The organism is Rhizobium sp. 01N447_2, assembly GCF_056399245.1.
In genome coordinates this window covers 104,335-128,255 of the sequence record NZ_JBFTQY010000010.1, presented here as the reverse complement: position 1 = coordinate 128,255, position 23,921 = coordinate 104,335, and the positions used below count along the sequence as shown (strand labels likewise).

Sequence of the window (23,921 nt, the reverse complement as noted above, 5' to 3'; positions counted from 1 at the left end):
GCTGCCGGCTGACAATCTCTGTCGTTGTCAGAAAGCCAGATAGGCTCAGCCGAAAACCCGCTTCGGGCGAAACTCGCCCTGGCCGATCTCGCCGATCGCGATTAGCCTGCCGCGGGCCGTCGCATAGGCTTCGCTTTCGGCAACCGGCGCATCGCGGCCACGCACCAGGATCGGGTTGCCCATCTTCAGCCGGTGCGCCTGGTCGTCATTGATGACGAGATGGGGCAGGGAGGATAGCGCTTCGCAGGTGTTGATCAGCAGCGCGTCGAGGGCCGCCAGGCGCTCGTCCATATCCTCGATTGATTCCAGTGCCACGAGATCCGCGAGCGGCACCATGGCCTCTTCCGCGAAAGGCGCGACGAAGGTGCGCCGCAGCCCGGACACATGGCCGTAGCAGCCGAGCTCGCGCCCGAAATCGCGCGCCAGCGCCCTGACATAAGTACCCTTGCCGCATTCCACTTCGAAATGCGCGCTATCGGCGTCCGGGCAGGCGAGCAAGGTCAGCCGGAAGATATCGACCTCACGCGAGGGGATTTCGACGGTTTCGCCTTCGCGCGCCAGATCATAGGCGCGTTCACCTGCGATCTTGATAGCGGAAAACTGCGGCGGCACCTGGCTGATGGTACCGATATATCCAGGCAGGATATCGCGAATCTGCTGTTCGCTCGGGCGTTTGTCCGAACTCTTGGTCACCTCGCCCTCGAGATCGTCGGTCGCACGCTCCTCGCCCCAGCTCACCGTGAATTCATAGATCTTGCGGCCGTCCATCACGTAGGGAACGGTCTTCGTCGCGTCGCCGAGCGCGATCGGCAGCATGCCGGAGGCGAGCGGATCGAGCGTGCCGGCATGACCGGCCTTCTCAGCCTTATAGAGCCACTTGATCTTGGAGACGGCTTCCGTCGAGCCGAAATCCACCGGCTTGTCGAGGATCAGCCAGCCGGAAATCGGCCGGCCTTTGGGTTTGCGTGGTTTGGACATGCGTCTCTTCTGTTTATTGTTCGTCATTATCGCCGTCGAGGTCGCGGCTCACCTCGGGCGAACGCAGCAGCTCGTCGATCTTCTTGTAGTTGTCGAAGCTGGTATCGTCGCGGAAGCGTACCTCCGGCATGTATTTCATCTGCCGAAGCTGCGGCCCGAGCCGGCCGCGGATGAATCTTGCATGACGGTTCAACGCCTGGATGACGATGCTGTGGTCGGAAACGCCGAGCGGCGTCACATAGGCGGTGGCGATCTTGAGGTCCGGCGACATGCGCACTTCCGAGATCGAGATCACGGTCGCCTCGATGACGTCGTCACGCACTTCGCCGCGCTGCAGCACCTGGGTGATAGCGGCGCGAACCTGTTCGCCAATGCGCAGCATGCGCTGCGAAGGCGCGGAAGAAGTTACTCTGGTCATTGTTATCTCTATTTGCCGATGCGGCTGGGAATCGAACCCGTCAAAGGAGAGCGTCCATGACTCTTTTGGTCGAAAAGGTCAAGTCGACAGATGCCCGAAAGCCATCCGCCGGCTGGCGGATGGCTTTCGGAAAGTTCAGGCGCAGCAGTTTAGAGCGTGCGCGTGATATGCTCGACGCGGAAGCACTCGATGACGTCGCCGGCGCGCATGTCCTCGTAGTTTTCGAAGGCCATGCCGCATTCCTGACCCATCGGCACTTCGGACACTTCGTCCTTGAAGCGCTTGAGCGTCTTGAGCTTGCCTTCGTGAACGACGACGTCGTTGCGAATGAGGCGGACGCCTGCACCACGTTCGACCTTGCCTTCGACGACACGGCAGCCTGCGACCTTGCCGACCTTGGTGATGTTGAACACCTCGAGGATCTCGGCATTGCCGATGAAGGTTTCGCGCCGCTCCGGAGACAGCAGGCCTGACATCGCTGCCTTCACGTCATCCACGAGGTCGTAGATGATGTTGTAGTAGCGGATTTCGATGCCTTCGCGCTCGGCGAACTGGCGTGCCTGCGTATTTGCACGAACGTTGAAGCCGATGATGGCCGCGTTCGAGGCTTCAGCGAGCGAGATATCCGACTCGGTGATGCCGCCGGCGCCCGAATGGACGATGCGGGCGCGGACTTCGTCGGTGCCGAGCTTCTCCAGCGCGCCGGCAATCGCTTCGATCGAGCCCTGCACGTCACCCTTGATGACCAGCGGGAACTCCTTGATGCCGACGCTCTGGCGCTGCATCATCATCTGTTCCAGCGAACCGCGCTGTCCCGACTGGCGGGCAGCCGCCTTGTCGCGGGCCAGACGCTGACGATATTCCGAGATTTCGCGGGCGCGGCTTTCGCTTTCGACGACGGCGAACTTGTCGCCTGCCTGCGGCGTGCCGGACAGACCGAGAACCTCGACCGGGGTCGCGGGGCCGGCTTCCTTCACATGGTCGCCCTTGTCGGTGACGAGGGCGCGCACGCGGCCCCAGACGTCGCCGGCAACGATGATCTGGCCCGGACGAAGCGTACCCTTCTGGACGAGCACGGTCGCGACCGAACCACGGCCACGATCGAGCTGGGCTTCAATRACCGTTCCTTCCGCGGTCCGGTTCGCATTGGCCTTGAGATCGAGAATTTCCGCCTGCAGCAGGATCGCCTCGAGCAGCTTGTCGAGGTTCTTGCCGGTCTTGGCCGAAACCTCGACGTCAAGCACTTCGCCGCCCATGGATTCCACGAAGACTTCGTGCTGCAGCAGTTGGTTACGGACCTTCTGCGGATCAGCCTCGTGCTTATCGACCTTGTTGATCGCCACGATGATCGGAACACCGGCCGCCTTGGCGTGGTTGATCGATTCGATCGTCTGCGGCATCACGCTGTCGTCGGCTGCGACGACCAGGATCGCGATGTCGGTCGCCTGCGCACCGCGGGCACGCATTGCCGTGAAGGCGGCGTGGCCGGGCGTATCGATGAAGGTGATCTTCTGACCGTTCTGCTCCACCTGATAGGCGCCGATATGCTGGGTGATGCCACCGGCTTCGCCGGAGACCACGTTGGCATGGCGGATGGCGTCGAGCAGCGAGGTCTTGCCGTGGTCGACATGGCCCATGATGGTAACGACGGGCGGGCGCGAAACCAGTTCGCCATCGTCGTCGGACACGTTGAAGATGCCGAGTTCGACGTCGGATTCCGACACGCGCCTGACCGTATGGCCGAATTCGCCGGCGATGATTTCGGCAAGGTCGGCGTCGATGACGTCGCCCGGCTTCATCATCTGGCCTTCCTTCATCAGGTACTTGATGACGTCGACGGCGCGTTCGGACATGCGCTGCGACAGTTCCTGAATGGTGATGGTCTCGGGCAGAACCACTTCGCGGGAGATCTTCTCGCGGGTTTCCTGCATCTGACCGCGGCGGAACTTCTCCTGCCGGCGACGCATCGCCGAGAGCGACCGACCGCGGGCATTGTCCTCGCCGTCCACATTGGCGGTGGTGATCGTCAACTTGCCGCGGCGGCGCTCTTCATCCGTCTTCGGACGAGTCGTGACCGGCTTTGCGGGTTCCGGGCGAACGACGCGGCCACGGACAGGACCGCCGCGCGCTGCGCCACGATCGTCTTCTTCCTTTTCTTCGCGACGGCCGCGAACGGCCCCAGGGACGGCAGCGCCGGGTGCCGGACGGGCAGCAGGTGCTCCAGCCGCATCGGGCCGGCGTGCGGCCGGTGCCGACGATGCGGGCTGCGGCGGTCGTGGCGCGTCGGAGCGTGCTTCGGCCGGAGCCGGTTCTGCGACTGCGGGTTCAGCAACAGCGGGTGCCTCGGCCTGCCGGATAGCCTCTTCAGCGGCCCTGCGGGCAGCTTCTTCCGCTTCGGCTGCCTTGCGGATCACCTCTTCGGCGGCACGGCGCTTTTCTTCCTCGGCGCGGCGGATCGCATCCTGGGCGTCACGCGCCTGGGAGTCGGCAAGCGCGCGGCGGCGGGCGTCCATCTCTTCCGGCGACAGATGGTTCAGCACCACCGGGCGCGGACGATCGTTCTGGCGCGGCGGCTGGTGGGACTGCTGCGGCGGACGCTGGTTCGTCTGGTTGTTGTTGCCCTGCTGAACCCGCGGAGCCGGCGTCGGCTGCTGCGGACGCGCCTGCACGGGTGCGGGCGCCGGTTCGGCTGCGCGGACGGGGGCCGGCGGAGCGACGGGTGTGATCGGCTTTTCGTCTTCCGGGCGCATCGGGCGCCGCTTACGGGTCTCGACGACGACCGCCTTGGTGCGACCTCGACCCATATCCTGGCGAACGGTGCCCTGGCTCATCCCCGATGGTTTCAGGGTGAGTGTCTTTTTGCCCGCTACGCTGATTGTCTTGTCGTCGTTACTATCGGTCATTCGTTCCCGTTCCTTCGGACAGGGAGCGATGACTAGATCAGACCCTGTCGTTCAATACTGTCGATCAATGAGTATGGGACCGGCCGATGCCGGTGACCGCCTCATTGTTTTTGCCGGCCAGCGCCGCCCGCTGCCCGGGACTGACCGCCAATACGGTACTGTTCGAGCATCTTTGCGCGCTTCACTACACCTTCACCCGCCTGCCCTGCAAGCACTGCGGCATGGATAAAAGCATTCTGGCCCATCAGGCCTTCCATTTCGCTCTCCGAGAAGAGACGGAAGGAAGGTATCTCCTCCTCGGTCTCCATTCCGAGGTGCCAGGCCTTGCGGGCCTGGTCGATTTTCCGGACGCCGTCGTCCGCTGCACCAGTCGCGTGGAACACCGCAAGGGCTGCTCCGCTTCTGACCGCGGCATCCACTTTCGAGGACCCGCTGACGAACTGGCCGGCTTTCCGCGCCATGTTCATCATCTGCATCAATTGCGCCGCGAGCAGCCGATCGACACTCGCGCCGAGATCGTCCGCCGCCTTTACATCCGTCTTCAGCGCGCGGGCGAAGAGCTTCTTCGCCACTGCCCTGTCGACCAGCGACCGGTCGATCTTCACCCAGCATCCGCGTCCCGGAAGCTCGCGCTTCAGGTCGGCGACAACTGTTCCATCGGGAGCGGCGACGAAGCGGATCAGCTCTTCCGGCGATCCGCTTTCGCGCGTCACGATGCACATGCGTCCGTTCACGTCATAACCTGCAAGATCGTCGTCCTCGAGAGGAGCGTCCGGTTCATGCGCGGTCATCATGCTTCTTGTTCGGCTTCGGTGACCTCTTCTTCGGTCCCCTTATCCAGGTCCTCTTGCGTGATCCAGCCAGCCGAAAGGCGGGCCTGGACGATCATCTGTTCTGCTTCGACGCGCGAGACGTCGAACTTCGAGAACAGGCCCTCGAACTTCTTCGTTTCGCCGTTCTTGCGTTCCGACCAGCCGACGAGATCGTMGGCAGCGCAGCCGGCAAAGTCCTCGATCGACTTGATGCCGTCTTCGCCGAGCGCCACCATCATCTGGGCGGTCATGCCGTTGATTTCACGCAGTTCGTCCTGGACACCGAGCGCCTTGCGCTTCTCGTCCATCTCGGCTTCGAGACGCTCGAGGAATTCGCGGGCGCGCTGCTGGATTTCCTGCGCCGTCTCCTCGTCGAAACCGTCGATCGAAGAGATTTCGTCGAGATCGACATAAGCCAGTTCTTCAACCGCGGCAAAACCTTCCGAAGCCAGAACCTGGCCGACCATCTCGTCGACATCGAGCGAATCCATGAACAGGTTGGTGCGCTCGTTGAATTCCTTCTGGCGGCGTTCCGATTCCTCGGCCTCCGTCATGATGTCGATATCCCAGCCGGTCAGCTGCGAGGCGAGGCGGACGTTCTGGCCGCGACGGCCGATCGCAAGCGACAGCTGCTCGTCGGGAACGACGACTTCGATACGCTCGGCATCCTCGTCGAGAACGACCTTGGCGACTTCGGCCGGCTGCAGGGCATTGACGACGAAGGTCGCCGGGTCCTGCGACCACGGAATGATGTCGATCTTCTCGCCCTGGAGCTCGCCGACGACGGCCTGAACGCGCGAGCCGCGCATACCGACGCAGGCGCCGACCGGATCGATCGAGCTGTCGTTCGAGATCACCGCAATCTTGGCGCGCGAACCCGGATCGCGGGCGACCGACTTCACCTGGATGATGCCGTCGTAAATCTCCGGCACTTCCATGGTGAAGAGTTTCACCATGAATTGCGGATGCGTGCGCGACAGGAAGATCTGCGGGCCGCGCTGCTCGCGACGGACATCATAGACGTATGCACGGACGCGATCGCCATAGCGGACGTTTTCGCGCGGGATCATTTCGTCGCGGCGGATGATGCCTTCGCCACGGCCGAGATCGACAATGACGTTCCCGTATTCGACGCGCTTGACGGTACCGTTGACGATTTCGCCGACGCGATCCTTGAATTCGTCGAACTGGCGGTCACGCTCGGCTTCGCGGACCTTCTGGACGATCACCTGCTTGGCCGACTGTGCGGCGATACGGCCGAAATCCATCGGCGGCAGCGGATCGGCGATGAAGTCGCCGAGGGCGGCGTCCGGGTTGCGGTCGCGGGCAAGTTCCAGCGGGATCTGCGTCGAATAATCCTCGGCCTTGTCGACGACTTCGAGCAGGCGCTGCAGACGGATTTCGCCGGTCTTCGGATTGATGTCGGCCCGGATGTTGGACTCGGTGCCGTAACGGGAGCGTGCCGCCTTCTGGATGGCATCGGCCATTGCGGCCAGCACGATCTCGCGGTCGATGACTTTTTCGCGCGCCACTGCATCTGCGATCTGCAGAAGTTCGAGCCGGTTCGCACTGACTGCCATTGTCTTGTTTCTCCGTCTTTACTCGCCGGGTTCCCGTCCCTAGAGCGGTCTGTTGATCGGTTATTCTTCGTCTTCTGCGTCGTTCTGGTTGGCGGCCTGGGCTTTCGCCAGCTTGTCGGCGCGCAACGCATCGCGGATCAGGTCGTCGGTCAGAATGAGCTTCGCATCGCTAAGCGCCGTGAAGGGAATGGTGACCTTCTGCTCTTCCCCATAGGCAACCTGGTCACGCTCAAGCGTGAAACCATCTGCGCCTGCTTCGACGATCTTGCCGCGGAAGCGCTTGCGATTGTCGATCAAGATCGACGTCTCGCATTTCACAAGGTGGCCCTGCCAGCGGACGAAATCGGATTTCCGCACCATCGGACGGTCGATGCCGGGCGAAGACACTTCCAGATGATACTCTTTATCGATCGGATCTTCCACATCGAGGACGGGAGAAATCGCCATCGAGACTTCTTCGCAATCCTGAACCKACATCGTGCCGTCGTTGCGTTCGGCCATAACCTGCATCGTCGCGCCGTTCTGGTTCAGCATCCGGACGCGGATAAGCCTAAAGCCGATGCCGACGAGAACGGGTTCGATGATATCGGCAAGACGCTGGTCGAGCCCGGTTTCGGTAATCAGCCGCGGCTCAAGTTCGTTGTCTGCGTTTGTCATGTCCGACAAGCGGTGCGCTCCTCGCAATTTCATGCTGTTTAAGCGATCGCGGTAATAAAAAAGAGCGGGTCCTTGCGGCCCACTCTTCATCAAGCGATCAAGAATTTGAGAGGCATATAGTCGGGTTTTTCCGAAATTGCAAGGTCTGCGACCGATTCGGCCAATTCGCTTCCGGCGACGTGATGAGGCCTATGGCCAGCGCCGGTCTTGCGCATATATTGCCGTTGGCGCGCAATAACAAAAGCGGGAGAAATCGTGGCCTACACTTCGTCGACATTGGCGCCTTTGCGGCACGATACCTACCGCACCATCTGGTTTGCGAGCCTTTCTTCGAATTTCGGCGGCCTGATCCAGGCGGTCGGCGCCGCCTGGATGATGACGACGATCACCGCCTCGGAGGACATGGTCGCGCTGGTGCAGACCTCGACGGCGCTGCCGATCATGTTGTTTTCGCTGATATCGGGCGCTCTGGCCGACAATTATGACCGCCGCCGGGTCATGCTGACGGCGCAGTGCATGATGCTCACGGTCTCGGCGCTGCTGACGGCCTCCGCCCTTCTCGGCTGGATCACGCCCTGGCTGCTGCTCTTCTTCACCTTCCTGATCGGCTGCGGCACCGCGCTCAACAATCCCTCCTGGCAGGCCTCGGTCGGCGACATGGTGCCGCGCGCCGATCTGCCGGCTGCGGTCACGCTGAACAGCATGGGTTTCAACATCACCCGCAGCGTCGGCCCGGCAATCGGCGGCGTCATCGTCGCTGCTGCCGGCGCGGCCGCGGCCTTTGCGGTGAACACGCTGAGTTACCTCGCCTTGATCTATGCCCTGCTGCGCTGGCGGCCAGCCGCGCCCGTCTCGACCCTGCCGCGCGAGGCGCTCGGCAGCGCCATCTTTGCCGGCCTGCGTTATGTCTCRATGTCGCCCAATCTCGAAAAGGTCCTTGTCAGGGGACTGCTCTTCGGCATCGGCGCCAGCTCGATCCTGGCGTTGCTGCCGGTGGTCGCCCTCGATCTCGTTGCCGGCGGCCCGCTGACCTATGGTTTCATGCTCGGCGCCTTCGGCATCGGCGCGATTGGCGGTGCGGTGCTGAATGCCAGGCTTCGCCAGGTGCTTTCCAGCGAGATGATCATCCGCTTCTCCTTTGCCGGCTTTGCACTGAGTGCGGTCATCGCAGCCTTCAGCCCGAGTGCCGTCCTCACCTCTGCCGGGCTGCTCGTTTCCGGCGCCTGCTGGGTCTCCGCACTTTCGTTGTTCAACACCATCGTCCAGCTTTCGACGCCGCGCTGGGTGGTTGGCCGGGCGCTGTCGCTTTATCAGACAGTCACCTTCGGCGGCATTGCCGGCGGCAGCTGGCTGTGGGGCGTCGCCGCCGATCGCTATGGCGTTGCCGATGCGCTGCTGATGTCATCCGTCGTCATGCTGCTCGGCATCGCCATCGGCCTGCGTTTTTCGATGCCGGCCTTCGCCTCGCTCAATCTCGACCCGCTGAACCGCTTCACCGAACCGGCCCTCAGTCTCGACATCACACCGCGCAGCGGGCCGATCGTCATCCAGGTCGATTACGAGATCGCCGATGAGGACCTTGCCGAGTTCATGGAGCTGATGGGTGAACGCCGCCGTATCCGCATCCGCGACGGCGCCCGCAACTGGGCGCTGATGCGTGATCTCGAAAATCCCAGCCTTTGGACGGAAACCTACCACACGCCGACCTGGGTCGAATACATAAGGCACAACCAGCGGCGCACGCAGGCCGATGCCGAAAACACCGACAGGCTGCGTGCGCTTCACCGCGGTGAAGGTCCGCTGCATGTCCACCGCATGATCGAACGCCAGGCCATTCCGCCGGGTGACGACGTCTTCCACAAGGCGCCGATCGATCTGCATCATTGAGACTAGCTAGCAGAGATCAAAAATGTATAGATTCAGGCTCGCCCGCCAATCCGATCTTGCCGCCATCATCCGGCTTCTGGCCGATGATGATCTTGGCGCCAGCAGGGAGATCGTTTCGGATCCTGTCGACGCGCGTTATCTCTCGGCCTTTGCGGCGATTGAGGCGGACGCCAATCAGCTTCTGGCCGTCGCAAGCGATGCGGCCGATCTGGTCGTCGGCTGCCTGCAGCTGAGTTTTGTTCCCGGTCTTTCGAGGACGGGCATGTGGCGCGGCCAGATCGAAAGCGTGCGTGTCGCAAGTGATCTTCGCGGTTCTGGCCTCGGCTCTGAATTCATCGAATGGGCGATCGCCCAATGTGCCGAGCGCGGTTGCGGATTGGTGCAGCTGACATCGGACAAGACGCGGGGGGACGCGATCCGCTTCTACGAGAGGCTCGGTTTCGTCGCCAGCCATGAAGGTTTGAAACGCAACCTCTGAAGCCGGTTACTTCAGCTTGCCCTTCATCGTGGCCTCGGGAAAACATGTCGGCTTCATGCCGTTCTTTGCCTGCCACTGGCCGATCGAACGCCGGGTCTTGTAGCCCGGCAGGCCGTCGGAGCCGCCGACATCATAGCCCTGCCGTTCCAGCGCCTTCTGCATGGCGGCGACATCCGAGCGCAGCATCTTGCCGACATCGCCCCATCCACCCTGGAAGGCGCCGCCATTATAGGCGATCCGGTCGGCGAGGTTGCCGATATAGAGCGCGTAGAGATCGGAATTATTATATTCCTTGATGACGTAGAAATTCGGCGTGACGATGAATTCCGGTCCGTCGCGGCCGGCCGGCACCAGCATCATGCCCTCAGCCTTCATCTCGCCTGAGGGAAAGCCCTTGCCGGAGATGCGGTCGATGCCGAGCGAGGCCCAGTGCGACAGCGGCTTTGCCAGATCGGGTCCCTCCTGTGCGCAGGAGACCGCCTCCGGTATCGACACCTCGAAGCCCCAGTCGCGGTCGCGCTGCCAGCCTTTCTTGACGAGGTAATTGGCGATCGAGGCGAGCGTATCGGGCACCGATGTCCAGATATTGCGGTGACCGTCGCCATCGAAATCGACGGCATATTTCAGATAGCTGGTCGGCATGAACTGCGGCTGGCCGAGTGCGCCCGCCCACGAACCCTTGAAGTTGGCAGGTGTGACGTCGCCGCCGTCGAGAATATGGAGTGCGGCCACCAGCTCGGTGCGGAACATCTCCTTGCGCGTCGACATGAAGGCCTTGGTCGCCAGCACCTCGATCGCCGAATTCGGGATCTTCGCGGCGCCGAAGCCCGTCTCCCGGCCCCAGATGGCAAGCACGATCGAGCCCGGCACGCCATAGGTCTCTTCGATCCGCTTCAGCGTCGAGCCATATTGGGCGGCAAAGCCGCGTCCCGTTGCGGCAAGCTTCTTCAGCTGGTCCTCGTTGAAATAGGGAGCGGGCGAGGAAAATTCGGCCTGCGTCTGCTTCTGCTCCTTCGGCGGCGGGAAACCCGGCGGAGCGAGATCGGGCAAGTTCCAGTTCAGCGTGATGCCGGAGAAAGCGGCCTGAAAGACCTTCTCCGAAATGCCGTTCGCCTTCGCCTCCGGCCAGAGGTCGGCCTGCACCCACTTTTCGAACTGCACCTCGACATCGGTTTTTGAAGGGGCCGCGTAACAGGAGAGGGGCAGGAGAGCTGCCGCCATCGCGAGTGCGAATATCCCCGTGCTCTTCGCCATAAACAAACCCCTCATATCACCGTCCGCGCCCGAAGTGCCGCCGCAAGCGTACCCTCGTCGAGATAGTCGAGCTCACCGCCGACCGGCACGCCGTGCGCCAGCCGCGTGATCTTCACGTCGAGCCCCTGCAACTGGTCGGTGATGTAATGCGCCGTCGTCTGTCCCTCGACGGTGGCATTGACCGCGATGATCAGTTCCCGGATGCCGCCTTCGCCGACCCGGTCGATCAGCCCGCGAATGTTGAGATCGTCAGGACCGACCCCGTCGAGCGGCGACAGCGTGCCGCCGAGTACGTGGTAGGCGGCATTCATCGCGCCTGCCCGCTCCAGCGCCCAGAGATCCGATACGTCCTCGACGACGATGATGACGGACTGATCGCGTTGCGTGTCGGTGCAGACAATGCAGGGGTCGACCGTATCGACATTGCCGCAGCGCGAGCAGATCTTCACCTTGTCATAGGCCTCGCCCATTGCATTCGACAGCGGGCCGAGCAACTGGTCCTTCTTCTTGATCAGATGCAGTGCCGCCCGGCGCGCCGAGCGCGGCCCAAGGCCCGGCACCTTCGCCAGAAGCTGGATGAGTTTTTCGATTTCGGGGCCGGTGACTCGTTTTGCCATGCGCCGTTCTTAACTGATATGGAACGGAAACGGAATCGCGGAAGGATTGGCCATCCCATGAAAATCCTGGCGCTGTGCACCGGCGATCCCGAAAGACTGCCGGGCAAGAGCTACAAGACCGGCATCTTCAAACATGCCGTCAATGGCGCGGTGATGATCGATGCCGAAGGTCTTGTCGGCGATGCCATCTGCAACCGCAAGCACCATGGCGGCGTCGACCAGGCTGTTTATGTCGAGGGATCGCTGACGCTCGACTGGTGGAGCAGGGAGCTCGGCCGGCCCTATGAACCCGGCACCTTCGGCGAAAACATGGTGATATCGGATCTCGACAATCGCGACGTCGCCGTCGGCGACCGTTTCCTCACCGGCGATCTCGTCCTCGAAGTCACGTCATGCCGCATGCCCTGCGCCACCTTCGCCGCCAGGATGGCCGATCCGAAATTCATCAAGCGTTACACTGCCGCCGCCCGTCCCGGCATCTATTGCCGCGTTATCCGGGGCGGTGTGGTCGAGCCCGGAATGCTGGTCGACCATCGACCCTTTGCGGGAGAGCGGGTGATGATGCCGGAGTTGATGGAAACCTTTGGCCGGCGGCTTTCGGAGGTGGATCGGGCGCGATATCTTGCATCGCCGATCCACTACAAGCTTCGGGCGATGGTGGAATCCATACGCTGACGAATATCATGGTGGTGAGGTGCTCGACCTTGTCGGGCCGTCGGCCATGAAGAGTGCTCCTGCAAATACCACCGTAGCAGCAAGTGCTATTTACACGATCGTCGCGCGGGCAGTCAAAATCAAATCACTTTTCACAGGAATCGAACTTAACGTAATCTGGCAATATAAACGTACGATCTCGTCCGGCATCATCCAGCAATTCCGGCCGTTGAACTTTGATTGCCATATAATTACCGCAACCCATCGAAAACGCAGTTAAGTTACCGAATGCTATGTATTTTATAGCTTCGTCTTCGTGGACCAGTGTGACTGGAATAATATCGTCCTTGAACGCGCAGCTAGGCAAACATTGCCGTATCGCATCAAATTTGTCGTTCGGCTGCGACGGATCTATTTTGAGGTCGCACATCAGCCCCCATGCGCCGCAAGATATACGCCCCTCGACCGACCAGACAATGGTCTTTTGCCGGCGAGCTTCGAAGTGGACCAAATATGCAGCACTATCCACATGACTCGGGATGGAGCGTTGAGTGTAAAAAACCTCTACGTCGTTGCCATAATCGCGTTTGAAAACTTGCTTGTCCGGGAGGCAATCATCTGCCTGTGCGACCGATGACGCCAAGACAAAAAAGTTCAGGATGCAGCAACGAAAAATCTGTTTCACGGGCAACCGTTTGATGCATCGTTTTAGTAATTTGTGGAATGCGTCGCTCAGAACGGCAGCTTGAAGCCCGGCGGGATCGGCAGGCCTGCGGTCAGCGCTTTGGTCTTCTCGGCGGCCAGCGCCTCGGCCTTGTCCTTGGCGTCCTTGTGGGCGGCGACGATCAGGTCCTCGAGGATCTCGACATCGTCTTCCTTGAACAGCGACGGATCGATCTTCAGGCTCTTCAGCTCGCCCTTGCCCGAGATGAGGACGGTGACGAGGCCGCCGCCCGCCTTGCCTTCGGCCGTGAGCTCGGCGATCTCCGCCTGCATCTGCTCCATCTTGGCCTGCATTTCCTTGACTTTGCCCATCATGCCCATGATGTCGCGCATCGTCTCGCTCCTTGTTGAAACTTCAGAATTCTATGTCGTCGCCCGGCAGGATGTCACCCTCCTCGGATTCGGCGGCGGCCGGCGGCGTCACCTCGCCTTCCTCCTCCGGTTCGGGCGCCCGCACGCGCACGTCGATGATCTTGGCACCGGGGAAATGCGCAAGGATTGCCGCCACGTCAGGGTCCTGGCGCGCGTCGATCACATGCTGTTCCCGCGTCCTGGCCTCCGCTTCGACAAGCGTCGGCTGGCCCTCGTCGCGACTGAGGCTGACGATCCAATGGATGCCGGTCCATTCCTTCAGCTTGACCGCAAGCTCGTTGAGCAGCGTCGTCGGCGCACCGGGAGCCAGGCTGACATCGAGCCGGCCGGCTTCGATCCGGACGGGGCGCAGGAAGGTGCGCACCATCGCCTTCAGCTTCGGGTCGCGCTTCTCGGTGGCGAGGTTGACGATATCATTGACCGAATTGACCGGGACGAGCGGCTTCAGGGCTTCCGCCGGTTTTGGTTCGATCCGACCGACAGGCAAGGTCTCAGGTTGGCTGCTCGGCACGGCACGCAGCATCGCCACCGGCGCCGAAGGCTGCGGCGGGCTCGGCGCGGTTTCCGTTGCACGCGCGGCGACACCGCTCTGATAGGGAACCCTTGTTCCGTTGCCGCCGCCATTGCCGGACGGCGGGGCCGCGGGCCGTGGGCCGGCATTGTCGCCGGAAAATTCGGCAAGCCGGCGCGCCGCATCCTCGGGCGCGGGCAGATGCGCGGCATGTGCAAGCCGGATCAGCACCATTTCGGCTGCCCCTGCCGTCCGCGACGAGCCTTCCGTTTCCGGAATGCCCTTGAGCAGCATCTGCCAGATGCGCGACAGCGTCGTCACCGCAACGCCCTTGGCGAATTCCGCCGCTTTGGTGCGTTCGACCTCGCTGAGCGAAGGATCGTTTGCCGCATCCGGCACATATTTCAGCCGCGTCACCAGATGGGTGAAATCGGCAAGATCGGTCAGCACCACCACCGGGTTGGCGCCGGCTTCGTACTGGTTCTGGAACTCGCCGAGGGCTGAGGCCACATCACCCTTGACGATATGCTGGAAGAGATCGACGATCCGGGCGCGATCGGCAAGGCCGAGCATGCCGCGCACGGCTTCCGCCTGAACGGCGCCTGCGCCATGGGCGATCGCCTGGTCGAGCAGCGACAGGCCGTCGCGCGCCGAGCCTTCGGCCGCACGCGCGATCATCGCCAGCGCGTCCGGCTCCGCCTCGATGCCTTCCTTGGCCGCGATCGTCGTGAACAGCCCGACGAGATCGGAGGCGCTGATACGGCGCAAGTCGAAGCGCTGGCAGCGCGACAGCACGGTGATCGGCACCTTGCGGATCTCGGTGGTGGCGAAGATGAACTTCACATGCTCCGGCGGCTCTTCCAGCGTCTTCAAAAGCCCGTTGAAGGCCTGCGTCGACAGCATGTGCACTTCGTCGATGATATAGACCTTGTAGCGCGCCGAAACCGGCCGGTAGCGCACCTGCTCGATGATCTCGCGGATGTCGTCGATACCGGTATGGGAGGCGGCATCCATCTCGATCACGTCGACATGCCGGCCTTCCATGATCGCCTGGCAGTGTTCGCCCGGCGTGCGAAGGTCGATCGTCGGCTTGTCGATTTCTGATGTCTTGTAGTTCAGCGCCCGCGCCAGGATGCGCGCCGTCGTCGTCTTGCCCACACCGCGCACGCCGGTCAGCATATAGGCCTGCGCGATGCGGCCGGTTTCGAAGGCGTTGGTGAGGGTACGGACCATCGGCTCCTGGCCGACCATCAAGTCCGTGAAATCCTTGGGGCGGTATTTGCGAGCCAGCACCCGGTATCCGGTGCCCGTCGAGGCGGCATCTTTTGATTGTCGCTCGGTGTCGCTCATCGCCCTGCTTGTCGCCCGGATCGTCGGGCACTTCGTGGAGAGAAGGTGGGAGGCTGGCACGATGACCCGTGCCGGGCTCGTTAGGGCTGCTTCCTTCCGGACCTGACCCGGTTGGCGAGTGGCTCGTCCACCACCAACCTCCCGGATGCACATATCGGCAATATCGTCATCAAAAGCAAGCCAACATGCAAAAAAACTGCTAGTCGTTGGAAAACATGAGGAGAATGCCCTTTGAAAGGTTTCGCGCTCGACCCTCGGCTGGAAAACGACAGCGTCAGCATCATGGTCACCGGTCTCTGCGATCTGAGATTGTCGAGGGATGCCCGCTGGCCCTGGTTGATTCTGGTGCCGCGCCGGGCCGATATCACCGAAATCTTCGAGCTGACGCCGCTCGACCAGGTGCTGCTTGCCTTCGAGACGGAGCTGGTCGCCAAGGCCCTGAAGGAAATCACCGGCGCGACAAAAATCAATGTCGGGGCTCTTGGCAATATCGTCCGCCAGCTTCATGTTCATGTCATTGCCCGCTTCGAAGGCGATGCGAACTGGCCGGGTCCCGTCTGGGGCTTCGGGCGCGCGGAGCCCTACGAGGACGGAAAGAGAGACGAATTTACAGCGAAGCTGCGGGAAGCCCTTTCATCATGAGTCATTCGCTTTTCGATTCGGATGTGCCGCATCCGGAGCCCAGCAATCTCACGGCCTTTGCCGCCAACGACCTCAATCGCGATTCCGAGCATCGCGACGAACAATCCGTCGAAAAGGCGCTGGCCAAGGAAGGTACCCATATCTTCGCCTTCGCGAGGGATAAGCTGGTGCTGAAGCATGACGGCCAGGTGCTCGATCCGCTCTTTGCCCGCTACGAGCTGCAGGGATTGCAGCCGGATTGGGATGAAACGGTGCTTCTCGGCTACCGAAAAACCGGCGAGCCGCGCCTTGCCGTTCCCGTCGGCATCGACGCCGACGACCTCACCAGCCATTACAAGCCTGCCGACGGCCGCACGCTGTTTCGCGAAATGCTGATCGACGAGGTGTTGCTCGGCGAATTCGCCCAGGCCGCAAGCCTCATCCGCTGGAACGGCGATAACCGCTTCTGCGGCCGCTGCGGCTCGGCGATGGAGATCCACATCGGCGGCTACAAGCGCGTCTGCGCCGCCTGCGAACACGTGATCTTCCCCCGCACCGACCCCGTCGTCATCATGCTGACGGTTGACGAGCAGCGCGACCTCTGCCTGCTCGGCCGCAGTCCGCATTTCGCGCCCGGCATGTATTCCTGTCTGGCCGGCTTCCTCGAGCCCGGCGAAACCATCGAGAACGCCGTGCGCCGCGAAACGCTGGAGGAATCGGGCATCCGCACCGGCCGCATCCGCTATCACGCCTCGCAGCCCTGGCCGATGCCGCATTCCTTGATGATCGGCTGTTACGCCGAGGCGAAATCGACCGAAATCAGCCGCGACGAGACCGAGCTGGAGGATTGCCGCTGGTTCACCCGCGAGGAAACGATCGAGATGCTGGAACGCCCGAGCGCGACAGGCAAGGCCTCGCCGCCGAAAGGGGCGATCGCCCACCGCCTGATGCGCGACTGGGTGGAGTGGAAGCGCTAGCGTCATGCCGGTCGCCCGCTMGGAACGGCTGCTGACGCTGCTCCAGACGCTCCGGCGTTACCGGCGGCCGGTGACTGGAACCGTGCTCGCCCAGGAGACCGGCGTCAGCCTGCGCACGCTCTATCGCGATATTGCCAGCCTGCAGGCCCAGGGCGCGATGATCGAAGGCGAAGCCGGCATCGGCTACGTGCTGAAGCCCGGCTTCATGCTGCCGCCGATGATGTTTTCCGAAGAAGAGCTCGAGGCATTGGTGCTCGGCTCGCGTTGGGTGGCCCGCGCCGCCGAGCCGCGCCTTGCCGGCGCCGGCGCCGACGCACTGGCCAAGATTGCCGCCGTGCTGCCGGCCGATATGCGCGAGATGATCGATTCGGCAGCGCTGTTCGTCGGTCCCAAACGCAGGGACGAGGACAAGGCTGACGTTTCAGCCATCCGCAAGGCGATCCGCCTGGAGCGTATCCTCGAGCTGCATTATGGCGACGAGCAGGGTCGTATCTCGCGCCGCCGCGTCTGGCCTTTCGGGCTCGGCTATTACGAGCATGTGCGAGTCCTCATGGCCTGGTGCGAACTACGCCAGGATTTCCGCCATTTCCGCACCGATCGCATCATCGACATGGCCTTGCACGAGGTGCGTTATCCGCGCCGCCGCACGGTGCTCCTCAAGGAATGGCGCGAGACGCAGGACGTACCGGTCGAGAACTGAACGCTGCTGCCATAAACTGTCAGCAGCCAGGGTTATTATCAGTGCCAATCCACTACAGCGCCGCGTGTCTTCGGACGCGCAAAGGACGCTGTAGCATCTAGGTTCCGCGCATCGTGCCGATGCGCCAGGGAAGGAGTACTGATCGTGGTAACGCCTCCAGCCATTCATTTCACCAACGACCGTTTTGCAGCCGAGTCCTTTGCCGATGTCATTTCGGCCGAGACTTTTGCCGATGTCCGCCAGTCAGCGCGCTCCGGCCTGCTGCACCTGGTCATGAACATTTTCCGATTTCGCAGAGACCGCACCGGCCTCGACCTTGAAGCGACACCGGATTACCTGAAGCGCGACCTCGGCTTCATCGACGGACGCGACCCGCGTTGCGAGGACCGTTTTCCGCTCTAAAGCATATCGCGCAAAAGTATGCAGCGGTTTTGCGACAACGACATGCGCGACTGCGTTAGGAAGCCCATCCTTATCAACATTCCGCCCGACGAGAACGGGGCGTTGCGATCGCTGCGCCCTTAGCACACTGCTGCCATTAACTGTCAGCAGATGATCTCGTTCGCCCCCATTTTACAACAACGGGAGAACCGAAATGACCAGCCCCAATCTCATCATCCTTTACGTCAAGGACCCGGGTGAAAGCGCCAGCTTCTACCGGAACCTGCTCAATCGCGAACCGGCCGTGGAGGCGCCGAATTTCGTCGCTTTTCCGCTTGAAGGCGGCTTCACGCTCGGTCTCTGGCGGCGCAGCAAGGTCGAGCCGCAGCCTTCCGCCATCGGCAACCGTGGCGAAGTGGCCTTCATGGTCGAGGGAGAAAATGCTGTCGCCAGGCACTACGAAGACTGGCGCCAGCGTGGTCTGCCGATCGCCCAGGAACTGACCGAATTGGATTTTGGTCCGACCTTCGTCGTGCTCGATCCGGACGGGCATCGGCTGCGTGTCTGTGAGCCGGATAAATAATTGATAAATAATTTAAGGCGCGCGTGAGGCCTGTCCTAAAGCAGGCCTCGCATCGCATGCCCTTTGTAGACGCCGAGGATGCGCACTTTCTCGGAAAAGAAGCGCAGTTCCTCCAATGCCCGGCGCACGTTCGGATCGTTCGGATGGCCTTCAATATCGGCGTAAAACTGCGTCGCCACGAATTTTCCGCCGAGCTGGTAGCTTTCCAGCTTCGTCATGTTGATGTTGTTGGTGGCAAAACCGCCAAGCGCCTTGTAGAGCGCGGCCGGAATGTTGCGGACGTTGAAGACGAAGGTGGTGACGACCTTTTCTTCCGCCGAATTCCGTTGCGCCCATTCCTCGTCGCGAGACAGGACGACGAAACGGGTCACATTGTTTTCCGTATCCTCGACATTTTCGGCGATGATCTCGAGCCCGTAGAGATCGGCGGCAAGCCGCGGCGCCAAGGCGGCCATCGAGCGGTCGCCGGTTTCCTTCACCAGCTTTGCCGCCCCTGCCGTATCGCCGGCGATCACCGGCTTCCAGCCATTGGCGCGAACGATCTTGCGGCATTGGCCGAGTGCGTGGATATGGCTGTGCACCGTGCGGATCTCGTCCTTGGTGACACCGGGCAGCACCATCAGCTGGAAGCGGATCGGCATGAAATATTCGCCGATGATATGCAGCCGCGACTCCGGCAGCAGATGGTGGATATCGGCGACGCGCCCGGCAATCGTGTTCTCGATCGGGATCATCGCGATATCGGCGTCGCCGTTGTCGACCGCCGTGAACGCATCCTCGAAGGTCTGGCAGGGCAGCGGCTCCATGGTCGGAAACATGTCGCGGCTGGCCATGTCGGAATTGGCGCCGAATTCGCCCTGGAAGGCGATCCTGTTGGTCTTGATGTTCATGATGATTCCGTCAGTTCGACTTTGCGGAGAGGATGCGCCGCGCTTTTTCGAGGTCGGCGGGAGTATCGACACCGAGCGGAACCGTGTCAACGATCTCGGCGTCAATGCGCATGCCGGCCTCCAGCGCCCGCAGCTGCTCCAGCGATTCGCGCTTTTCGAGCGTCGAAGGACCGAGCGAGACGAAACGTTCGAGCGCGGCGCGCCGATAGGCATAAAGGCCGATATGGTGGTAGAGCGGCCCTTGGCCGTAAGGGGCCGTTGCCCGCGTGAAGTAGAGCGCATGCAGCCGGGTGTCGGAAATCGGCGAGCCGACGATCTTGACGATATGCGGCGCGGTCTTGTCCTCCTCATTGTCGATTTCGGTCGTCAGCGTCCCGATATCGACCGCCTCGTTCTCGAGAGGGCGCAACGCCGCGCGCACCGTTTCCGGATCGATCGTCGGCAGATCGCCCTGGACGTTGACGATGATTTTCGCCTTTCCGTCCGGATCGACTTTCGTCAGCGCCTCAAAGATCCGATCGGAACCCGATTGGTGGTCCGTGCGGGTCATGACGACTTCGAAACCGGCGGCGGCCACCGCATCGAATACTCGGGCGTCGTCGACGGCGACGACGACGCGGCCGATGGCTGCCTCCCTGGCGCGCAGCGCCACCTGGACGATCATCGGCAGACCGCAAATATCGGCCAGCGGCTTGCCCGGAAGCCGTGTGGAGGCCATGCGCGCCGGGATCAATACGAGCACGCCGTCTAAATTTGAATCACTCATTGTTCGGGCCTTCTATTCCGGGCTGAAAAGTGTCAAAAAGTCTCACGCACAAGACCATTTAGACAGTTGCAACGATCAACCAAAAGACATAGGTTCCGCGCGATTTCAAGATGGTCCGGTTTATGGTCTGCCGGCTGCAAGGGGAGCATTGCAGATGAATTCATACGTCAATACGGCCGTGGGGGCGCTGCTCGGAACGATTTTCGTTCTGATGTCTGTCTCCATCGCGTCCGAAGGGATCTTCCATTCCGAAGCACCGGAAAAGGAAGGTTTCGCGATCGTTGCCGAAGAGGCGCCCGCCGCTGGTGGCGAGGCAGCGCCTGCCGTTGCCGTTCCGATCGCGCAATTGCTCGCTTCTGCAGATGCCAAGGCCGGTGAAACGGTCTTCAAGAAGTGTCAGGCCTGTCATGACGGCACCAAAGGGGGACCGAACAAGGTCGGTCCCAACCTCTTTGGTGTCGTAGATCGCCCGATCGCCTCGCATGAAGGCTTCGCCTATTCCGCTGCCATGAAGGATTTCTCCAAGGGCAGCAGCGAGAAGTGGACTTTCGAATATCTCAACAAGTTCCTGATGGCGCCGAAGAAGGACGTTCCGGGCACTGCCATGGGCTTCGCCGGTCTGGCGAAGGATCAGGATCGCGCCAACGTCATCCTCTACCTGCACACGCTTGCCGATTCGCCTGTGCCGCTGCCGGATCCGAACACCGCGACGCAGTGACGCGGCAGACAATCGCATGACATCGAAGCCCGGCCTGCAAGCCGGGCTTTTCGTTGTGCGGATATCAGCTCAAGCACCGAGGAAATAGGCCCAGAGCGAGACCGTGATGGCGCCGAGCGCCGTCGTCACCGTGATCGTCGAGGCGGCGAGGCTGTGACCGACGCCGAAGCGATTGGCGATCAGCCAGGCATTGACGCCTGTCGGAACGGAGGAAGTCAGCACGATCGCTGCCGTCCACTCGGGGCTGAGACCGAGGAGATGGCTCGCTGCCCAGACGCAGCCGGGCAGCAGCAGCAGCTTCAAGGTCGAAGTGACGCTGGCAATACCGAGATTGCCGGAGACGCCGTATCTCTCCAGCGCCATGCCGAGCGATATCAGCGCCGCCGGACCGGCAATGCCTGCGATCTGCCCGACGACCGTTGCCACCGTCGTCGGCATGGCGAGACCGGAAAGGTGCATCGCCATGCCGGCCGCAAGCCCGATCACCAGCGGGTTGCGCACGAGATTGACAGCGATCTGGCGAAGCACGAGCACCATGCTGCGATCGCTTTTGCCGGCGATCTTGCGCTCGGCATGCTCCATCAGGACCGTGCCGGCGACCATCATCACGGGCAGATGCACGGCAAGTAGGATCGACAGCGCCACCAGCCCCTCGTCGCCGACGGTCCGCTCGACGAGCGGCAGACCGATGAAGATATTGTTGGCGAAGGCCGAGGAAACGCCGGCCAGCACGCCGATTCGTTCGTCGCGGCCGAAGAGGCGTGTGGCGGCGATATGGCCCGCAGTCCAGGTGATGGCAACGCCGGAAAAATAGACGATCCAGAGGCGAAAAGGCGAGGCGCCATGAAAATCCGCCTCGGCAATGGTGCGGAAAAGCAGAAGCGGCACGGCGATCTTGAAGACGAATTCGCTGAGCGCTTCGCCGACATTCGACGCCATCAACCCGCTGCGGACGATCACCCAGCCGATGAGAATCAGGATGAAGATGGGAAGGACGTCGAGAATGATGGCTGACATAGGGGAGGCTGCTCTGCGCGGGGGAGTATTCGACGTCTACAGCGCCGCGCGTCTTTGCAGACGCGCAAAGGACGCTGTAGCACTTTGAATTGCTGCATAATTTTATCCTTAAATCGATTCCGATTTAAGGAATTATGCAGTAGCAGCAAACGGCTTGGATTGAAAAGGCAATCGCCGTCCAATCAGGCGCATCGGCAAAACAAAAAAAAGCGGGCACAGCCCGCTTTTTCCGCTCCGGTCTTGCCGGAAACCCGGATCACGAAGCTGCCAGTTCATCCGTGGTCAGCATCGCGCCGGTAAGATCGAAGGGATCATCCCTCGTGCGCCCGGCTGCAACTGAAAGCTGCTCATGCCGGTCTTCTTGCGAAGATTTCTAGATTTTGAAAATGACAGGGACATGACGAATAGGCGGCACTTTTGCGAAGAAATAGATGCGCCATCCACCATTTATCCTTCCAAACCGCGGAAATTTCGCTAAGACCAAACCCCGGCTATCACAAACTCCGGGACCCCCCATTTCATGACAAGATTCGATGTTCTGACAGTCGGCAACGCAATCGTGGACATCATTGCCCGTTGCGACGACCAGTTCCTCATTGACAACCAGATCACCAAGGCGGCGATGAACCTCATCGATGCCGAACGCGCCGAACTCTTGTATTCGCGCATGGGACCGGCGCTCGAAGCCTCCGGCGGCAGCGCCGGCAATACGGCGGCGGGCGTGGCTAATCTCGGCGGCAACGCTGCCTATTTCGGCAATGTTGCCCAAGATCAGCTCGGTGATATCTTCGCGCACGACATCCGCGCCCAGGGCGTCCACTACCAGACCCGGCCCAAGGGCACCTTCCCGCCGACGGCACGTTCGATGATCTTCGTCACCGAGGATGGCGAGCGCTCGATGAACACCTATCTCGGCGCTTGCGTCGAGCTCGGCCCGGAAGACGTCGAGACCGACGTCGTGGCTGACGCCAAGGTCACTTATTTCGAAGGTTATCTCTGGGATCCGCCGCGCGCCAAGGAAGCCATCCTCGATTGTGCCCGCATCGCCCATGAAAACGGCCGCGAAGTGTCGATGACGCTGTCCGACAGCTTCTGCGTCGACCGCTATCGCGGCGAATTCCTCGATCTGATGCGCTCCGGCAAGGTCGATATCGTCTTCGCCAATCGCCAGGAAGCGCTGTCGCTCTACGAGACCGACGATTTCGAGGAGGCGTTGAACAGGATCGCCGCCGATTGCAAGATCGCCGCCGTGACGATGAGCGAGAATGGTGCCGTCATCCTGACGGGCCGTGAGCGTTTTTACGTCGATGCGATCCGGATCAAGGAAGTTGTGGATACGACGGGTGCCGGCGATCTCTTCGCCTCCGGCTTCCTCTACGGCTACACGCAGGGGCGGTCTCTCGAGGATTGCGGCAAGCTTGGCTGCCTGGCCGCCGGCATCGTCATCCAGCAGATCGGCCCGCGCCCAATGACCTCGCTTTCCGAGGCCGCCAAACGGGCAGGGCTTATTTGAAGGCTTCGCCGGGATAGGCGCCCCAGATCTCCGACTGCGCCACCCAGCCCGAGGCGCCGTCGGTTTCGGCGCGGCACCAGTCGCCGTTGCATTCGCCAATGGTGATCATCACGCCGGGTTCCAGCTTGGCAACGATCGAGGCGGAGGGCTGCGCCTCGCGGCGCAGATTGACATAGACGCCTTTGCCCTTGGTCTTCATCCACGGGGCGGCAATCGCCGCGCGCTGGCCTGATAGCAGCGACTGGTTGACCCAACCTTCGGTGCCGTCGGCATCGCGGATACGGCGCCAGTTGTCGTATTCCTGGATGATCTCCACCGGCAGGCCGGATTTCAGGTACATCCACGAAACGGCGTAATCCGTTCCCGGACCGATGCGCAGATTGACGCGCTTGGATTTCAGCGTGACGAAACGCGGCAATGGCAGTCCGCTTGGCCCCTTGGCTGCCTGCGCATGGGCGAATTCGACGCTTCCCACGGATGCAGCCAGAGCGATGGCAAGGGCGAGGCAGGACTTCAGGACTTTGCTGCGCATGGAAGTTTCCGTTTGCTCGAATACGCGGC

Annotated in this window: 25 protein-coding genes and 1 other RNA gene; 10 read left to right on the top strand and 16 right to left on the bottom strand. The window is 61.8% G+C overall.

What is annotated here, in order from left to right:
* Positions 1-45 precede the first annotated feature (45 nt).
* The 6 genes from truB to rimP form a co-directional block, all read right to left on the bottom strand.
* Positions 46-978, bottom strand: coding sequence for a tRNA pseudouridine(55) synthase TruB (gene truB, locus AC1ECN_RS08590; RefSeq protein ID WP_024323168.1), 933 nt, complete (start codon positions 976-978; stop codon positions 46-48).
* A gap of 13 nt (positions 979-991) precedes the next feature.
* Positions 992-1,396 carry a 30S ribosome-binding factor RbfA gene (gene rbfA, locus AC1ECN_RS08585; protein WP_018070398.1) on the bottom strand — a complete coding sequence of 135 codons (405 nt, stop codon included), beginning with the start codon at positions 1,394-1,396 and terminating at the stop codon, positions 992-994.
* Between the two features lie 149 nt (positions 1,397-1,545).
* Complete coding sequence (gene infB, locus AC1ECN_RS08580) at positions 1,546-4,299, bottom strand: translation initiation factor IF-2 (protein WP_024323169.1); 2,754 nt, start codon at positions 4,297-4,299, stop codon at positions 1,546-1,548.
* A gap of 101 nt (positions 4,300-4,400) precedes the next feature.
* Positions 4,401-5,093, bottom strand: a complete 693-nt coding sequence (locus tag AC1ECN_RS08575) for an RNA-binding protein (protein WP_017989926.1) — start codon at positions 5,091-5,093, stop codon at positions 4,401-4,403.
* On the bottom strand, positions 5,090-6,691 hold the full coding sequence (gene nusA, locus AC1ECN_RS08570; protein ID WP_477952724.1) for a transcription termination factor NusA: 1,602 nt from the start codon (positions 6,689-6,691) through the stop codon (positions 5,090-5,092). The genes AC1ECN_RS08575 and nusA overlap by 4 nt, the downstream gene beginning before the upstream one ends.
* A 60-nt stretch (positions 6,692-6,751) precedes the next feature.
* A complete protein-coding gene (gene rimP / locus AC1ECN_RS08565) occupies positions 6,752-7,357 on the bottom strand; it encodes a ribosome maturation factor RimP (protein ID WP_477952722.1) in 606 nt (201 codons plus the stop codon).
* A gap of 198 nt (positions 7,358-7,555) precedes the next feature.
* Here rimP and AC1ECN_RS08560 point away from each other — a divergent pair, with 198 nt between their 5' ends.
* Complete coding sequence (locus tag AC1ECN_RS08560) at positions 7,556-9,235, top strand: MFS transporter (RefSeq protein ID WP_024323170.1); 1,680 nt, start codon at positions 7,556-7,558, stop codon at positions 9,233-9,235.
* Positions 9,236-9,257: 22 nt separating this feature from the next.
* Entirely contained in the window at positions 9,258-9,713 is a 456-nt protein-coding gene (locus tag AC1ECN_RS08555; protein ID WP_018070393.1) for a GNAT family N-acetyltransferase, read from the top strand.
* Positions 9,714-9,719: 6 nt separating this feature from the next.
* On the opposite strand, the gene AC1ECN_RS08550 is transcribed toward AC1ECN_RS08555, so the two are convergent.
* Together AC1ECN_RS08550 and recR are read right to left on the bottom strand one after the other, a co-directional pair.
* Positions 9,720-10,967, bottom strand: a complete 1,248-nt coding sequence (locus tag AC1ECN_RS08550) for a lytic murein transglycosylase (protein ID WP_130662610.1) — start codon at positions 10,965-10,967, stop codon at positions 9,720-9,722.
* A gap of 11 nt (positions 10,968-10,978) precedes the next feature.
* Entirely contained in the window at positions 10,979-11,584 is a 606-nt protein-coding gene (gene recR / locus AC1ECN_RS08545) for a recombination mediator RecR (protein WP_003555792.1), read from the bottom strand.
* 57 nt (positions 11,585-11,641) lie between these two features.
* Between recR and AC1ECN_RS08540 the strand changes: the two genes are divergently transcribed.
* Complete coding sequence (locus AC1ECN_RS08540; RefSeq protein ID WP_197727428.1) at positions 11,642-12,259, top strand: MOSC domain-containing protein; 618 nt, start codon at positions 11,642-11,644, stop codon at positions 12,257-12,259.
* Positions 12,260-12,383: 124 nt separating this feature from the next.
* Here AC1ECN_RS08540 and AC1ECN_RS08535 read toward each other — a convergent pair whose 3' ends face one another.
* The 4 genes from AC1ECN_RS08535 to ffs all read right to left on the bottom strand — a co-directional run bounded on the left by AC1ECN_RS08535 (position 12,384) and on the right by ffs (position 15,336).
* Positions 12,384-12,923: a hypothetical protein gene (locus AC1ECN_RS08535; protein ID WP_130673356.1), complete on the bottom strand. Its 540-nt coding sequence runs from the start codon at positions 12,921-12,923 to the stop codon at positions 12,384-12,386.
* A gap of 47 nt (positions 12,924-12,970) precedes the next feature.
* The gene (locus AC1ECN_RS08530; protein ID WP_007634163.1) at positions 12,971-13,294 is read right to left on the bottom strand and encodes a YbaB/EbfC family nucleoid-associated protein; all 324 of its coding nucleotides are present in this window, start codon (positions 13,292-13,294) and stop codon (positions 12,971-12,973) included.
* 22 nt (positions 13,295-13,316) lie between these two features.
* The gene (locus AC1ECN_RS08525; protein WP_130662613.1) at positions 13,317-15,194 is read right to left on the bottom strand and encodes a DNA polymerase III subunit gamma/tau; all 1,878 of its coding nucleotides are present in this window, start codon (positions 15,192-15,194) and stop codon (positions 13,317-13,319) included.
* 45 nt (positions 15,195-15,239) lie between these two features.
* An RNA gene (ffs, locus tag AC1ECN_RS08520) (signal recognition particle sRNA small type) lies at positions 15,240-15,336 on the bottom strand.
* Between the two features lie 89 nt (positions 15,337-15,425).
* Here ffs and AC1ECN_RS08515 point away from each other — a divergent pair.
* From AC1ECN_RS08515 to AC1ECN_RS08495, 5 genes are all read left to right on the top strand, one after another.
* The gene (locus tag AC1ECN_RS08515) at positions 15,426-15,836 is read left to right on the top strand and encodes an HIT domain-containing protein (protein ID WP_024323174.1); all 411 of its coding nucleotides are present in this window, start codon (positions 15,426-15,428) and stop codon (positions 15,834-15,836) included.
* Positions 15,833-16,792, top strand: a complete 960-nt coding sequence (nudC, locus tag AC1ECN_RS08510) for an NAD(+) diphosphatase (RefSeq protein WP_024323175.1) — start codon at positions 15,833-15,835, stop codon at positions 16,790-16,792. Before AC1ECN_RS08515 ends, nudC begins: the two co-directional genes overlap by 4 nt.
* A 4-nt stretch (positions 16,793-16,796) precedes the next feature.
* On the top strand, positions 16,797-17,492 hold the full coding sequence (locus tag AC1ECN_RS08505) for a helix-turn-helix transcriptional regulator (protein ID WP_477952717.1): 696 nt from the start codon (positions 16,797-16,799) through the stop codon (positions 17,490-17,492).
* Between the two features lie 144 nt (positions 17,493-17,636).
* Positions 17,637-17,894, top strand: coding sequence for a hypothetical protein (locus AC1ECN_RS08500; protein ID WP_018495780.1), 258 nt, complete (start codon positions 17,637-17,639; stop codon positions 17,892-17,894).
* 193 nt (positions 17,895-18,087) lie between these two features.
* Positions 18,088-18,456 (top strand): VOC family protein, encoded by a 369-nt coding sequence (locus AC1ECN_RS08495; RefSeq protein WP_003555800.1) that lies wholly within the window; start codon positions 18,088-18,090, stop codon positions 18,454-18,456.
* 35 nt (positions 18,457-18,491) lie between these two features.
* On the opposite strand, the gene AC1ECN_RS08490 is transcribed toward AC1ECN_RS08495, so the two are convergent.
* On the bottom strand, positions 18,492-19,346 hold the full coding sequence (locus AC1ECN_RS08490; RefSeq protein WP_018070385.1) for a prephenate dehydratase: 855 nt from the start codon (positions 19,344-19,346) through the stop codon (positions 18,492-18,494).
* A gap of 10 nt (positions 19,347-19,356) precedes the next feature.
* Entirely contained in the window at positions 19,357-20,112 is a 756-nt protein-coding gene (locus tag AC1ECN_RS08485; RefSeq protein ID WP_024323176.1) for a 3-deoxy-manno-octulosonate cytidylyltransferase, read from the bottom strand.
* A gap of 154 nt (positions 20,113-20,266) precedes the next feature.
* Between AC1ECN_RS08485 and AC1ECN_RS08480 the strand changes: the two genes are divergently transcribed.
* Positions 20,267-20,830: a c-type cytochrome gene (locus AC1ECN_RS08480; RefSeq protein WP_018070383.1), complete on the top strand. Its 564-nt coding sequence runs from the start codon at positions 20,267-20,269 to the stop codon at positions 20,828-20,830.
* Between the two features lie 69 nt (positions 20,831-20,899).
* Here the strand turns inward: AC1ECN_RS08480 and AC1ECN_RS08475 are convergent, their stop codons facing one another.
* A complete protein-coding gene (locus AC1ECN_RS08475; RefSeq protein ID WP_018070382.1) occupies positions 20,900-21,847 on the bottom strand; it encodes an AEC family transporter in 948 nt (315 codons plus the stop codon).
* Positions 21,848-22,367: 520 nt separating this feature from the next.
* Between AC1ECN_RS08475 and AC1ECN_RS08470 the strand changes: the two genes are divergently transcribed.
* Positions 22,368-23,360 carry an adenosine kinase gene (locus AC1ECN_RS08470; RefSeq protein WP_018070381.1) on the top strand — a complete coding sequence of 331 codons (993 nt, stop codon included), beginning with the start codon at positions 22,368-22,370 and terminating at the stop codon, positions 23,358-23,360.
* Here AC1ECN_RS08470 and AC1ECN_RS08465 read toward each other — a convergent pair.
* Positions 23,353-23,892, bottom strand: a complete 540-nt coding sequence (locus AC1ECN_RS08465; RefSeq protein ID WP_024323179.1) for an SH3 domain-containing protein — start codon at positions 23,890-23,892, stop codon at positions 23,353-23,355. The genes AC1ECN_RS08470 and AC1ECN_RS08465 overlap by 8 nt on opposite strands.
* Positions 23,893-23,921: the final 29 nt, after the last annotated feature.

What these genes read in the sequence shown, in the direction of transcription:
- AC1ECN_RS08540 (WP_197727428.1), top strand. Translation starts at nt 11,642, where the DNA reads ATGAAAATCCTGGCGCTGTGCACCGGCGATCCCGAAAGACTGCCGGGC.
- AC1ECN_RS08480 (WP_018070383.1), top strand. Translation starts at nt 20,267, where the DNA reads ATGAATTCATACGTCAATACGGCCGTGGGGGCGCTGCTCGGAACGATT.
- AC1ECN_RS08485 (WP_024323176.1), bottom strand. Translation starts at nt 20,112, where the DNA reads ATGAGTGATTCAAATTTAGACGGCGTGCTCGTATTGATCCCGGCGCGC.
- recR (WP_003555792.1), bottom strand. Translation starts at nt 11,584, where the DNA reads ATGGCAAAACGAGTCACCGGCCCCGAAATCGAAAAACTCATCCAGCTT.
- AC1ECN_RS08550 (WP_130662610.1), bottom strand. Translation starts at nt 10,967, where the DNA reads ATGGCGAAGAGCACGGGGATATTCGCACTCGCGATGGCGGCAGCTCTC.
- truB (WP_024323168.1), bottom strand. Translation starts at nt 978, where the DNA reads ATGTCCAAACCACGCAAACCCAAAGGCCGGCCGATTTCCGGCTGGCTG.
- nudC (WP_024323175.1), top strand. Translation starts at nt 15,833, where the DNA reads ATGAGTCATTCGCTTTTCGATTCGGATGTGCCGCATCCGGAGCCCAGC.
- rbfA (WP_018070398.1), bottom strand. Translation starts at nt 1,396, where the DNA reads ATGACCAGAGTAACTTCTTCCGCGCCTTCGCAGCGCATGCTGCGCATT.
- AC1ECN_RS08495 (WP_003555800.1), top strand. Translation starts at nt 18,088, where the DNA reads ATGACCAGCCCCAATCTCATCATCCTTTACGTCAAGGACCCGGGTGAA.
- AC1ECN_RS08555 (WP_018070393.1), top strand. Translation starts at nt 9,258, where the DNA reads ATGTATAGATTCAGGCTCGCCCGCCAATCCGATCTTGCCGCCATCATC.
- AC1ECN_RS08465 (WP_024323179.1), bottom strand. Translation starts at nt 23,892, where the DNA reads ATGCGCAGCAAAGTCCTGAAGTCCTGCCTCGCCCTTGCCATCGCTCTG.
- AC1ECN_RS08470 (WP_018070381.1), top strand. Translation starts at nt 22,368, where the DNA reads ATGACAAGATTCGATGTTCTGACAGTCGGCAACGCAATCGTGGACATC.
- AC1ECN_RS08530 (WP_007634163.1), bottom strand. Translation starts at nt 13,294, where the DNA reads ATGCGCGACATCATGGGCATGATGGGCAAAGTCAAGGAAATGCAGGCC.
- AC1ECN_RS08490 (WP_018070385.1), bottom strand. Translation starts at nt 19,346, where the DNA reads ATGAACATCAAGACCAACAGGATCGCCTTCCAGGGCGAATTCGGCGCC.
- AC1ECN_RS08475 (WP_018070382.1), bottom strand. Translation starts at nt 21,847, where the DNA reads ATGTCAGCCATCATTCTCGACGTCCTTCCCATCTTCATCCTGATTCTC.
- AC1ECN_RS08575 (WP_017989926.1), bottom strand. Translation starts at nt 5,093, where the DNA reads ATGATGACCGCGCATGAACCGGACGCTCCTCTCGAGGACGACGATCTT.
- AC1ECN_RS08525 (WP_130662613.1), bottom strand. Translation starts at nt 15,194, where the DNA reads ATGAGCGACACCGAGCGACAATCAAAAGATGCCGCCTCGACGGGCACC.